General features: G+C 32.2%; 10 protein-coding genes. 4 read left to right on the top strand and 6 right to left on the bottom strand.

Going from position 1 to position 12,740, the window contains the following annotated elements; genetic code table 11:
* Position 1: 1 nt before the first annotated feature.
* The 3 genes from ABJM36_RS05730 to ABJM36_RS05720 all read right to left on the bottom strand — a co-directional run bounded on the left by ABJM36_RS05730 (position 2) and on the right by ABJM36_RS05720 (position 2,604).
* On the bottom strand, positions 2-925 hold the full coding sequence (locus ABJM36_RS05730; RefSeq protein WP_348450095.1) for a hypothetical protein: 924 nt from the start codon (positions 923-925) through the stop codon (positions 2-4).
* 290 nt (positions 926-1,215) lie between these two features.
* On the bottom strand, positions 1,216-1,548 hold the full coding sequence (locus ABJM36_RS05725) for a hypothetical protein (RefSeq protein WP_348450093.1): 333 nt from the start codon (positions 1,546-1,548) through the stop codon (positions 1,216-1,218).
* Positions 1,549-1,662: 114 nt separating this feature from the next.
* The gene (locus ABJM36_RS05720) at positions 1,663-2,604 is read right to left on the bottom strand and encodes a LysR substrate-binding domain-containing protein (protein ID WP_348450091.1); all 942 of its coding nucleotides are present in this window, start codon (positions 2,602-2,604) and stop codon (positions 1,663-1,665) included.
* A gap of 103 nt (positions 2,605-2,707) precedes the next feature.
* On the opposite strand from ABJM36_RS05720, the gene ABJM36_RS05715 reads away from it, so the two are divergent.
* Positions 2,708-3,190 (top strand): Dps family protein, encoded by a 483-nt coding sequence (locus ABJM36_RS05715; RefSeq protein ID WP_348450089.1) that lies wholly within the window; start codon positions 2,708-2,710, stop codon positions 3,188-3,190.
* A 107-nt stretch (positions 3,191-3,297) separates the two neighbouring features.
* Here ABJM36_RS05715 and ABJM36_RS05710 read toward each other — a convergent pair whose 3' ends face one another.
* The 3 genes from ABJM36_RS05710 to ABJM36_RS05700 form a co-directional block, all read right to left on the bottom strand.
* The gene (locus tag ABJM36_RS05710) at positions 3,298-4,011 is read right to left on the bottom strand and encodes a LytTR family DNA-binding domain-containing protein (protein ID WP_348450087.1); all 714 of its coding nucleotides are present in this window, start codon (positions 4,009-4,011) and stop codon (positions 3,298-3,300) included.
* Positions 4,008-4,784, bottom strand: coding sequence for a histidine kinase (locus ABJM36_RS05705; RefSeq protein WP_348450085.1), 777 nt, complete (start codon positions 4,782-4,784; stop codon positions 4,008-4,010). Before ABJM36_RS05705 ends, ABJM36_RS05710 begins: the two co-directional genes overlap by 4 nt.
* 464 nt (positions 4,785-5,248) lie before the next feature.
* Positions 5,249-6,235, bottom strand: a complete 987-nt coding sequence (locus tag ABJM36_RS05700) for a kelch repeat-containing protein (RefSeq protein WP_348450083.1) — start codon at positions 6,233-6,235, stop codon at positions 5,249-5,251.
* Between the two features lie 266 nt (positions 6,236-6,501).
* Between ABJM36_RS05700 and ABJM36_RS05695 the strand changes: the two genes are divergently transcribed.
* The 3 genes from ABJM36_RS05695 (at position 6,502) to ABJM36_RS05685 (ending at position 12,720) form a co-directional block, all read left to right on the top strand.
* Positions 6,502-7,824 carry a DUF4270 family protein gene (locus ABJM36_RS05695; protein ID WP_348450081.1) on the top strand — a complete coding sequence of 441 codons (1,323 nt, stop codon included), beginning with the start codon at positions 6,502-6,504 and terminating at the stop codon, positions 7,822-7,824.
* Between the two features lie 12 nt (positions 7,825-7,836).
* Positions 7,837-9,072, top strand: coding sequence for a hypothetical protein (locus tag ABJM36_RS05690; protein ID WP_348450079.1), 1,236 nt, complete (start codon positions 7,837-7,839; stop codon positions 9,070-9,072).
* A 444-nt stretch (positions 9,073-9,516) separates the two neighbouring features.
* Complete coding sequence (locus ABJM36_RS05685; RefSeq protein ID WP_348450077.1) at positions 9,517-12,720, top strand: TonB-dependent receptor; 3,204 nt, start codon at positions 9,517-9,519, stop codon at positions 12,718-12,720.
* The last annotated feature ends 20 nt before the right edge of the window (positions 12,721-12,740 follow it).

Raw genomic sequence — 12,740 nt, 5'->3', positions numbered from 1 at the left:
TTTAGAATAATATATCGATGTGTAATTCGCCTTTTTCACCTTCCACTCCTGGTGTAAACTCTGTTGAAACTTCGGTTCCTTTTATGATGTCATCATTTTCATTTTTTAAAATAAAATTCAAGGTCCAATTGCCAGTCATGGTGTAGTTAACAACCCCGTAATATAAACCATCGCTTTCTTGAGTGAGATCTTGATTGTTAGGCGATGAGTGATTTCCCATAGATGGTTCTGGCATTCTCGGGTCTAATAACAAACTGTGATTTTTAACCACGCTATACGAGTATTGTGACGCATCAGGAAATATCCCAGCGCTGCTAGTTGGCTGGTTGTATTTGTATATTCCTGCAACCAAATCGTTTTGTGATACACTTGGTCTTTGTGGGGATACTAACGCTATAAAATAGTGTTCGCCATCGTTACCTGTAAAAGCCGTCATGTTTAAATTTAAATTGTTTTGCTCCGCAATAGTAATAGCATGATTAACAGATGTTACTTCACCATTATCAATAATATCAATGTATAACTCCCAATTTACTATCGAGTCACTTTCGCTAGTAAACACCGCATAGCCTGTATAATAGTCTTCAATGGCGTTATAAACTAAATTATAGGCATGTGGGCAAGATGATTTGTTTCCATTAGCATCGGTTATTATAGGTAAAAACGTAACCTCGGCATCATCCAAACTTTCATTGGTTTGGCTATTGTTAATATTAAGGTGAATTTCGTTGTATCCTTTATATAACGTACCGTTTAAAGCTTCAATGCTAATGGTGTAATTCTCGCTAACTATGGCTGTTACTTCTTCAAATGCTATGAATTCGGTAGTTTCGGTGACTAATTCTGCTTCGTAATCTGTTTTGTCTAGTGTACAAGAAGTAACCACGACAAAAAGTACAAATACAGTAAATTGTATAAGTTTCATTGTTTATTGATTTTTATTTAAAAATGTTAGAGGCAGTGCCTAACTAAATTATACTGGTTATAGTACTGCGTTTAGTTAGTGGAGTACAACTAATATAATTGTATGTTTTACCGCTAAATGAAATCATTAAGGGAACATATTAAATCATGAGTATACACCATAAATGACACTTATAAGCGTGCGTTTTTTGCATGTTAAGTAGTTATATTCTAATTAAGTTTTAAATTAATAGAATACGATACTAGATAATTATTCTGGATTTTTTTTGAGTCCCTTATTTCATGAAGAAACTATGCAAGAGGTGGGTGAAAAATAAAGTTCATATAGTGATACTTGTATATCGTATTATATGACGCGTTTATTTTTGGATTTTGTTCTTCAAGAATAACAAAATCACCGTAATTAATTGTGTTTTGAAAGAACACTATAGATTGCTCAGCTGTGATAGAATGACTATTTTCATTACCAGTTTCAGAATTTGAAGCTTTAGCTAATTCCTTTTTAAGATGGCATTTCCCGTTACAAGCTAACTCTGGCTTGTCTTGGTTTATACAAAGCTCATTTTTTATATAATCGTAAAAAGCAGCATATTCCAATACTGGAATTATAGGCTTGACTAGCAAGAATAAAGCGAATATAAGTGCTGTTGTTTTCACAGAGTCAAAGGTCTTGCTAAATTTTAAAATTTCCTAATATTAAAAATGTATTTATGTTAAATTGTAGATGTTTTTATTCTTTTATTTTTTAGGTAAAGGGCTAATTATTTTTACATTTTGAAATGCAATAGCACCTCTAATAATTCCTGAAATGACATCTTGTAAGGCTTCTATAATTTGCATTTTTAATTCGCTTTTATGATATAGTAAGCTTACTTCCCTTGCAGGCGTAGGTTCGTTAAAGTAATGTAAGTTGGCTTTTTCAGCATCATTAATATCTAAAGTATGCAGGTATGGTAACAGGGTCATGCCTAAGCCTTCGTTGGATAATTTTATAAGGGTTTCAATACTTCCGCTTTCTAATTGGAAATTATCATCCGGCTGATGTTTAAGTGCCTTACATAAATTAATAACGCCATCTCTAAAACAATGCCCATCTTCAAGTAGTAGCATGTCATCAATATCTAAATCGGTAACATCAATTTTGCTATTTGTATGGAGGCGATGTCCTTTTGGTATATAGCTTACAAAAGGTTCAAAATAAAGTACGCGCTCTTTAATGCTGTCATCCTCCAAAGGTGTTGCCGCAATGGCTGCATCTAAATGGCCATCTTTAATTCTGGCAATAATTTCTTCTGTAGTTAACTCTTCAATTTTAAGTTTAACTTTAGGGTGTTTCTTTATAAAACTCTTTAAAAACATAGGTAGCAAAGTAGGCATAACCGTTGGTATAATTCCTAATTTAAATTCGCCACCAATAAAGCCTTTTTGTTGATCGACGATATCTTGTATACGGTAAGATTCGTTAACAATATTTCTAGCCTGATTTACTATTTTTTTACCAACCTCGGTAAGCTCTATGGGTTTTTTACTTCGATCGAAAATTAAAACATCTAATTGATCTTCAAGTTTCTGGATTTGCATACTTAAAGTTGGTTGAGTAACGAAGCATTTTTCGGCTGCTTTAGTAAAGTTTTGGTTTTCGGCAACAGCCAAAACATAGTATAATTGGGTTATGGTCATCAGTATCAATTTAGGCTATAAAAATATAAAAAGTATCAATAAAACTTATAGAAACAGGTGTTAATTATAAATTAAATTTGTGGTAAGAAAATAAATAAAGATTATGACAACATTAAATAGTATAGGATTAGATACCAACAAAACAAAAGGATTAGCAGAAGATTTGAATAGCCTATTGGCTAATTTTCAGATTTATTATCAGAATTTAAGAGGCATTCATTGGAATATTAAAGGTAAACGTTTTTTTGATTTACATGTTAAATTTGAAGAGTTATACACAGATGCGAACGTGAAAGTTGATGAGATTGCAGAACGTATATTAACTTTAGGAGAAACACCTTTACACACGTTCGAAGATTATTCGGCTAAAGCAAGAGTTCCTGTTGGGAAAAATATTTCGGAGGATGAAAAAGCAGTGCGTTTAATAGTAGAATCACTTACCGAACTTTTAAGTATTGAAAGAGCTCTTTTAGAAAAGGCAGGAGATGCCAATGACGAAGGAACAAACTCCATGATGAGTGATTTTATTACTGAACAAGAAAAAACTGTTTGGATGATGAAAGCTTGGTTAAATGAAACCGTCTAACTAAATGGTTAGTTTTTACAATTTACAACTTGATTACTAGCTATTAAAGCGATCTTATTTTAAGGTCGCTTTTTTTATTTTAAAATGTAGAGTTTAAGAAAGTTAAACTAACAATTAATCTTTTTGATAAAATCGTTTTTGTAACTGAATCCTATAGGAATCCATTTTTCGTCGATTATTATTCGATTACGTTGTACCGAGTGAATGTGGTTTATAGATACTATATACGATTTATGGACACGAATAAAGTTTGCTAACCCTAATTTTTCTTCAAAATTCTTAAGGCTGTTTAAAGTTAAAATAGGTTTTTTGTTTACCGTGTGTATTTTAATATAATCCTTTAAACCTTCTATATATTTAATTTCATTAACATTAACCTTTATGTTTTCGTACTCCGATTTTACAAAAATATATTCGGGTTCGCTTCTTGGTTTTTCAATAATGGTGGTTTTTGGCTCTATTTTTTCCGTTATCAGGTTTAACGCTCGCGTGGCCGCTTTTAAAAACCTATGAAATGGTATTGGTTTTACTAAATAATCTATTGCATTTAGGTTAAAACCTTCAACAGCATAATGTGAATAGGCAGTGGTGAATATAAAATGCGGTTGGTATTCTAAGGATTTAATAATGTCGATACCCGAAAAATTAGGCATTTCTATATCTGTAAATATTAGGTCTATTTTTTGTGAATGTAAAATGTTGGCGGCCTCGAAACCGTTGGAGCATGTCGCTACTAATTTTAAAAAGGATATTTTTGAAATAAAATCTTCTAATAACTCTAATGCTAGTGGTTCGTCGTCAATAATAATACAGGTTATCATAGGTTTTTAAGTTTTAAAATTAAATTGACTTCGTAACTGTTTTGCTCTCTATTTATATTGATAGTATGTCGGTTTGGATAGAGTAGTTTTAATCTGTTCTTAATATTTTCTAAGCCTACACCCGAGTTTTCTGTTTTTTGTTGCTGATGCGAAACAGAATTCTGCACATAAAGTTTTAATAAAGCGTCCTCAATAGTAATTTTTATTAAAATATTAGTGTTGCCTTTAAAGTCTGTTCCGTATTTAAAAGCGTTTTCAATAAATGAGATTAATAGTAATGGCTCGATACTAAAGTTTAAATTACCGTGAATATTCATTTTTACATTACTGGAGTCTTTTAAGCGAAGTAGTTGTAATGACATGTAATTTCTTATATAGTCAATTTCTTTTTCTAATGGGACCAAGTCTTTATTGGCTTCATAGATCATATAGCGCATTAAATCTGCCAAAATAACTATGGCATTAGCGGTGTTTTTTGATTGTTTATGTGCTAAAGAATAAATACTATTTAAGGAGTTAAATAAAAAATGTGGATTAAGTTGTGCTTTTAAAAACGATAATTCTGAATTAACTTTTTGCGATTCAATTTCAATACGTTCTTTTTCAGATTTAAACCACTCTAGTCCTAATTTTATACTCGTACTTAATGCGAAAATTAAAAGTAATAAGCCTCCAGAAGGAAAAAAACCTCTAAAATTTATAAGAAAAGGGGAGGAGTTTCTTGGCAACATTGCATTTCGGTTTTCTAGTCTATGCAAATTAATTGGTCGCATAAAATTTGGTTTTGGTAAGAAAACCTCCATAATATGCATGTAAAACAGTCCGAAAGCAAATAGGACAAGGAAAAAAAGTGTTGTTTTTTTATTTAATAATAAATGTGGTACTAATAAGCTGTAATTAAGATAAAAGGCAGATATAAGCAGTCCTGAGCGTACTATAAAGTCTTGCGGTATTATGCCAATTCTAAAATAAATTTGACTGGCGATTATAACCAAAAAAATTATCCATATAAGTATATGGATAATAGTTGGGGGTATCTTTTTAAATTGACTCAATATTAAAAATTTGTTCAAAATTAAGGCGCTTTATTCTTAATAAAATGCTAACAAGTGTTATTCTTTTTATAAAAGAAATAAGGTTAAACAAGTTTTTAATTTATAACACAAATTGTATTTCAAGTTTAACCTTATTATCAACATTAATTAATATTGCTATTAATCATCAATTAATCCTGCTATTAATCGTCCTCGTTTTCTAATTCGTTTGGTCTAAATTCCCAAACATCATCAAAATAATAATTACTACTTCTTCCCATTAAAACAAACGCTTTAGTGTCGAAAGAAAAAGATGACGCGTCTTGTCTTGATGAACCTTCAAATTCAGGTTTTTCTTCCCATGAGTCTGAAAGTGGAGAATATTCCCAGCAAACATTTGTAATAGAACCACTAATACCAGTGGTTAAGTAACCTTTTCCGTTTAATGAAAATGCAGTGCTACTTGTAAATGTTATATAATACTCGTCATCGTCGTCATCTAAATCGGTTAAACTTGTCCAAGTTGTTCCGTCAAAAGAATAAAAATCGTATTCAACACTACCATTGTGAATTCCTGTAGCTATATAGGCAATATCATCTATAACAAAAACCGAGGCATTTTGGCGTTTTTGCCCACCAAAACCAACAACTTGTTCCCAAGTATTTGTGCTAGCATCATATTTATAAAAATCTTTTTGCTCGCTACCATCGTAACCTGTACCAATGTAACCGTATCCATTTATTGAAAAGCCTATGGCACCATATCTTGCAGTACCTCCAAAATCAGCTTTTTGTGTCCATTGGTTGGTATCTGGGTCATATTCCCAAAAATCTTTTAACTCATCGTTACCATCGTATCCTGTTCCCAAGTAACCTTTACCATCTATTGTAAAACCTACGGCTCCACTACGCGCAGTACCAGGGAAATCGGCTTTTTTAATCCAATAATCGCCTTCCGAATTGTACTCCCAAGTGTCAGATAAATAATCATCACCATCATATCCTGTTACTAAATAGCCTTTATCACCTATAGTAAAGCTTACAGCGTTTCCTCTAGAATCTCCATCAAAAGATGAACTTTCTACCCAGTTTCCATACTCATCAGAATCATCATCATCATTGTTACATCCAACAAATAAAATTGATAGGATTGCAAGACATAAAATGCTGCTCTTTTTTAATACATTCATTATTGTTACTGTTTATATTTATTATTAATTCTTCGTTAAATACGTGGCAAATCTATTGGCTACTTGGTTTTAAAACACCACAAAATAGACCAACATGAGATTTTTATCTATGTTACGGCTATTTACATCTATGAAGTGTTTAATGGGTTGAATATTAATATTTTAACATAATATTTACAGTTTCGTCTATAAAATACCTCGATTAGTCTATTTTGATGTGTTAATGGCTTGTGCTACCAATAGTTTTGCTCTTTAAAAAATGGATAATGAGGTTATTTTTGATTAGTAGTTTGAGTTTGTTGTTTATGTTTTCTTGTAGCGAGGAGGTAAATAACTATCCGGTAGGCACCGATTTTATTGATAATGATATAAATATAGTCATAGTCGATACCTTTTCGGTTAAGGCTTTTACTTTTAAGATAGACTCGTTAGTTACATCTAGTACAAGCCGTATGCTTCTAGGAAATTTAAAAGATGAATATTTTGGAGATTTAAATGCCCAAACATATTTTCAAGTAAATAATTCGAATTTTTCTATAAGTTCAGATGCGGTTTATGATTCCATTGGATTAGTGTTAAATTACGACACTTATTATTATGGCGATACGTTACAACCACAAACCTATAAAGTACATCGTGTATTAGAATATTTTGAGCCAGAGGAAGATGTTGATTTTTACAATACATCTAAACTTAAATACGACGAAGAAGCTCTTGGCGAAGTAACATTTACGCCAAGACCTAATAGTGCTACAGATTCTATTTATATTTCTTTAAACACAGTTATCGGTGAAGAAATTTTTAATAAAATTAGAGATAATGAAATTAATAATACCGATGATTTTATCCGGTATTTTTATGGTTTAACAGTAATTCCAGATGCCACAACTAATAGTCATGTGTTAGGATTTAATTTTAAATCGTATTCCGATTTAAACGAAAACAGCTCTATGCGTATATTTTATACCGAAGATAATGGTGATAGTAGTGAAGATAACGATCAAGTTCTAGATTTCTTTATCCCAGATGCTAGTAAACAATTTAATGCTATTTCTACAAATTTAGATAATACGATTATTAGCAGTTTATCGGGTACAGAAGTAAATATATCCAGTGAGGATACCGATCAATTAATTTTTGCACAGGCAGGAACCGGTATATCGGCAAGGATTGAAATGCCTACAATAAAAGACTTAAAAGCACTCTCTCAAGAAAGTACATCTTTAAATGCAGAACTAACCTTTAAACCACTTAAAGGAAGTTACGATGCTACTAAGCCACTAAAGGAGTCACTTGTGGTTTATGTTGTTGATAGTAAGAACAGAATTGTTAGTCAGCTTACCGATTTAGATTCCAATGCAAGTTATGCCGTTTTAAATCAAGATAACAGTGAGTTTGATGAAAACACCTATTATAGTATTGATATGAGTGGTTTTGTTGAATTGATTTTGAATTCTGAATTTGATTTGGATTATGCTATCATGATTCAATTTGAAGATTACGACACGGTGGTTGATACTTTAATAATTGACAATCGAGATGAAGACAACGACAATATTAAGCTAAGCGTAACTTATTTAAATTATTAAATAGCCTTTTAAATGAATAAAATACAAACATTGTTATTGTTAATAGCAGTTATACCCTCATGTTTTTCTCAAAATGATACGAGTACACCTTATTCGTTATTTGGATTGGGGGTAGAAAATAAAACCGCTACAGGAGGATTAACCGGTTTAGGAAACACAGGGATATCTCAAAATAACCCGGGGGAAATAAATTTAATAAACCCTGCTAGTTTAGGAAATATTGAGCAAAAAACTTTTTTATATGAGTTTGGTATTAATGGCGTATATTCTACCCTTGAAACTAGTAATGTAAGCGATAATACTTATGATTTTAATATGTCGCATGCTGTTATGGCATTTCCTATTACCAAAAATGTAGGAATGAGTTTTGGGCTTTTACCATATACCAAAGTAGGCTACGATATTGATATTGAAAACCCAATTGAAGGCTCTACCGATATTTATATTTCTAGAATAACAGGCTCTGGAGGATTAAATAAATTTTACCTATCTAGTGGCGTTCAGGTATTTAATAAGTTGTCGTTTGGTGTCGATTTAGCTTATCTTTTTGGGTCTATAAACCAAGAAACCAATTTGTATTACGACTCTTTTGTAAATATTACAGATGTTAATTATTACCATGGTTTTAAACTAAAAACAGGAGTACAGTATAACCTTGTTAAAAGCGATAATAAAGAAATTACACTAGGTGCCATTTTAGAATTACCTGCTAATTTAGGTGGAGATCAGGTTAGTGATTCGTATAAAACGTCTCTTGGAGGCACTAAAGTAATTATGGATGATAATGTTGAAAGTGATTTGGAAGATTTCGAATTGCCTTTAACCCTAGGGGTTGGTTTAACCACTAAATTAAATAACAATTTAACAACAAGTTTCGATTTTACTAAGTTATATTGGGACAATACAAACCAAGTTCAAAATAGTGAAAGTTACAACAATCAAGATATTTATGCTTTTGGTGCAGAATATTTACCTTCCGATAAAAATAAGTATTGGAGTTTTGTTAAATATAGGTTTGGTTTAAATTATAATACCGGTTTTTTAAATATCTCGAACCAAAAAATTGATAGTTATTTTGCATCCATAGGTTTAGGCTTGCCTTTATCTAACCGATCTACACTAAATTTATCATATTCTTATGGTAGAGAAGGCTCAACAAGTAATAGCCTAGTTCAAGAGAATTTTCATAAAATAACCTTAAACTTAAGTTTTATAGGAAGCTGGTTTAATCAAAGAAAGTACGATTAATAATAATGTTTAAGAGTTTACCTTTAAGTTATATTAAATAAATAACTTTTATTGGTTGCCTATAATAAAATACTACCTTAAAAGTGACCAATTATGGTCACTTTTTTTGTTAATTATTTAATCATTTTATTAACTCTTCATTCTTCAAGGTTTATTTTTGTTTCGATTTATTATCATACATTCATTGGTGGTATAGTCCTACATTGTATTGCTGATTAAATGGTATGTGTTAGTTACTAGTTACACTCAAAATGTGTTGAAAAAATTATAAGAAAAATAATATAATAAAAAAATCAATTATGCTTGGAAAATAGGGGCGTTTAGCTGCTAAATGAATAATATTTTATACGTATTGAGTCATAGTTTATATGTTATAAATCGAATAGAGATTATTTTTGGTTTTAAATAACTTTAAATTATTAAATAACATTTAAAAAAAAATTTATGACTAAACTTAATCAGTTAAAACTGAAATTTTTTGCAAGTCTATTTTGGATAATGGGCTTTCTAACAATGAGTGCATCATCCAATTTGTATGCTGCATCTATTGAGCAAAACAAGACCATTACCGGTACTGTTATAAGTGCCGATGATAATATGGGAATTCCTGGTGTAAATGTATTAGTAAAAGGTACTAATACAGGAGCGGTAACAGATTTTGATGGTAATTATTCTATCGTTGTACCATCAAATGATGCTGTTTTAATTTTCTCATATATAGGATATGTAACCAAAGAAGTTGCTGTAAACGGCAATTCAACAATTAATGTAACATTAGATTCTGATATTGCGGCATTAGACGAGGTTGTGGTAGTTGGTTATGGTTCTGCAAAAAAGGAAACATTAACTGGCGCTGTAGAGCAAGTTAAAGCCGAAGCCTTTGAAGATTTAGCGGTTGGAAGTCCTGCTTTAGCACTGCAAGGTAGAACACCAGGGTTAGTTGTTACACGTACGTCTTCTAGACCAGGAAATGAGGATGTTAACTTCCTTATTAGGGGAACATCGTCTGTTAACGGTATAGACCCTTTAATTGTTATTGATGGTGTGCCAGCAATAAATTCGGCATCTTTTAATGATATGAACCCAAATGACATTGAAAGTATTAGTGTATTAAAAGGTGGTTCTGCATCGGTTTACGGTTCTAGAGCAGCAGGTGGTGTAGTATTAGTTACTACTAAAAAAGGAAAAGGTGAAGTAAAAGTTGATTTTAGCTCTGTGTTAAGAATGGGTACTATAGGTATTAGACCTCCAACACCTACAATGACAGAGTATGGACAAAGTTATCTTGCAGCCGTTGATTCGGATATTGCAGCAGGAAAGGCACCAAGATATTTCTTTTGGAATGATCGTCCAACTTTAGAAAGAATAGCAGCGGGAGAAGAAGGCTATTACGACTTACCAATAAACGGTACAGTATGGTTAGCTGAGGGTAACAGATTTGATGATCTTTTTGGAAATTCATTTTCTAGCCAACACAATTTTAGTGTGTCAGGAGGATCAGAAACGAGTAACTTCCGTATTTCGGCAGGATATGATGAAAATGTTGGTGGACTAAAGGTGGCAGATGATTCTTCTGATAGATATAACTTTGCAGCAAACTATAATGTAGATATTAGTGATAGATTAAGTTTAAACACAAACATTACCTATTTTCATAGACATTTTTCAGGGCCACTAGGAGGGCTAGCAGCAGATGCAGCAGCCTACGATGCGCCATTATTCCCGGCTTACAATGACCAAGGTCAATACTATTCTGTTTTTGGAGGTGTTGATATTGCAGGTCAAAGAAATGCCGTAGCACAGGTTATAGACGGTGGTCGCCAAAACTTTATAGATGAGCAGATGAAAATTTTTGCACAAGCAACCTATAAAATAACAGACAATTTAAATATAGCAGGTTCTTACGCGTTTAGTAAACAAAACAGCGAAGATCAGGAATACAAATTATCAGTTCCACTGTATAGCTGGCAAGGAGATTTTGCAACTTATATTAATGCGCCAAGTACAACCTATATTGAAGAAGAAACAGGTAATGTTACCTATAAAAATTATAAAGGATCTTTAAATTATAGTAACACATTCGGAGACCATAATGTATCAGGATTATTAGCTGTTGAAGCTGAGAAAAATGAAAGTAATGGCCTTAGAGCTAGAAGAACTGGTTTTGTAGATTATGGTGTTTACGATTTAAACTTAGGTGCAACAGACCAAAATATTGTTACCGAAGGTGGTGGTAATACTTGGGGTGCTTACGGTTATATTGGACGTGTAAATTATGATTACAAATCTAAATACTTATTCGAACTTCAAGGTAGAAGGGATGGATCGTCTAGATTTGCTGAAGGTCAAAAATGGTCTAACTACTTTAGTGTTTCTGGTGGTTGGGTTTTAAGCTCTGAGAACTTTTTAAGTAACAGTGATGCTATCTCCTTTTTAAAATTACGTGGTGGTTATGGAGAGTTAGGTAGTACATCTGGCTTTGGTAACTTCGGTTACTTATCAACAGTAGGTTTTGGAAATACGGTTTTCGGACAAACTAATGCTGGACAACAAGTAACATCTATAGCAAGTAGCTTGTTTAGTAATACTACAACTTGGGAACGTATTATTACCAAGGAAATTGGTGTAGATTTTAAATTGTTTAATAATTCTGTTTTTGGTTCTGTAGATCTTTATCAAAAAGATAATAAAGACATGTTAATTAGTCTTGTTTATTCTGATGTACTTGGAACAAATGCTCCACTTACAAATTCTGGAGATTTGCAAACAAAAGGTTGGGAAATTCAATTAGGATGGAGAGGTCAATTAGGTGATTTTGATGTAAGTGTTGCTGCTAATATGAGTGATTCTCGAAATGAAGTTACAAGTTACGATGGAGCCGAAGCGGTTGTAGCAGGTTTAAACCTTGTGGATACTAGTGATAATAATGATGAGAGAGTGGTTGAAGGTAAACCTATTAATTCTTTTTACCTTTATGATACAGATGGTTATTTTGCTAATCAAGCCGAGGTTGATGCCTATTATGCAACCTATTCAGGTGGTATTTTACCAGCTCAAGGTACAAGTGCAGGCTTGGTGCCAGGAGATACAAGAATTGTAGATTCTAATGAAGATGGCGTTATCGATACTAAAGATTTAACTTACCATGGTGATTCTGCGGCACATCATGTTTTTGGATTTAATTTTGATGTTAAATATAAAAACTGGGATTTGGGAGCGTTTTTCCAAGGGGCATTAAATCAAAACATAGTAAGAACAGGTTACTGGGCTGCTCCTTTTCAACAAATTTGGCAAAATCAATCGGCAACTTGGTTAGGAAGAACCTGGACAGAAGATAATCCAAATGCAGAATTCCCTAGATTATCAACACAGGCAAATGTTGCTAATTGGAACTATATTAATAAAGATTTCATGAAACAAAACAATCGATATATGAGATTAAAATCTTTAATAGTAGGATATAATGTAAAAGGTTTGAAAGTAGGAAATACGCCTATTGATAACTTTAGAATTTATTTCTCAGGGAATGATTTATTTGAGTTGACTAGCGTAAAAGATGGTTTTGATCCTGAGTCACAAGCGAGCTCAAATAATGCTACCTATCCGTTTATGCGTACTTGGGCATTAGGATTAAAAGTTTCATTATAACTAATAAAATACAGATACAA

It is taken from the genome of Algibacter sp., from assembly GCF_039977455.1.
In the GTDB taxonomy this organism is placed as follows: domain Bacteria; phylum Bacteroidota; class Bacteroidia; order Flavobacteriales; family Flavobacteriaceae; genus Algibacter_B.
Note: the sequence above shows the minus strand (reverse complement) of the source record. Positions and strands in the feature narration are given on the sequence as shown.

Bases quoted from the DNA above. Each gene is read 5' to 3' on its own strand.
- ABJM36_RS05730 (WP_348450095.1), bottom strand. From the start codon at position 925: ATGAAACTTATACAATTTACTGTATTTGTACTTTTTGTCGTGGTTACT.
- ABJM36_RS05720 (WP_348450091.1), bottom strand. From the start codon at position 2,604: ATGACCATAACCCAATTATACTATGTTTTGGCTGTTGCCGAAAACCAA.
- ABJM36_RS05715 (WP_348450089.1), top strand. From the start codon at position 2,708: ATGACAACATTAAATAGTATAGGATTAGATACCAACAAAACAAAAGGA.
- ABJM36_RS05710 (WP_348450087.1), bottom strand. From the start codon at position 4,011: ATGATAACCTGTATTATTATTGACGACGAACCACTAGCATTAGAGTTA.
- ABJM36_RS05705 (WP_348450085.1), bottom strand. From the start codon at position 4,784: ATGCGACCAATTAATTTGCATAGACTAGAAAACCGAAATGCAATGTTG.
- ABJM36_RS05700 (WP_348450083.1), bottom strand. From the start codon at position 6,235: ATGAATGTATTAAAAAAGAGCAGCATTTTATGTCTTGCAATCCTATCA.
- ABJM36_RS05695 (WP_348450081.1), top strand. From the start codon at position 6,502: ATGAGGTTATTTTTGATTAGTAGTTTGAGTTTGTTGTTTATGTTTTCT.
- ABJM36_RS05690 (WP_348450079.1), top strand. From the start codon at position 7,837: ATGAATAAAATACAAACATTGTTATTGTTAATAGCAGTTATACCCTCA.
- ABJM36_RS05685 (WP_348450077.1), top strand. From the start codon at position 9,517: ATGACTAAACTTAATCAGTTAAAACTGAAATTTTTTGCAAGTCTATTT.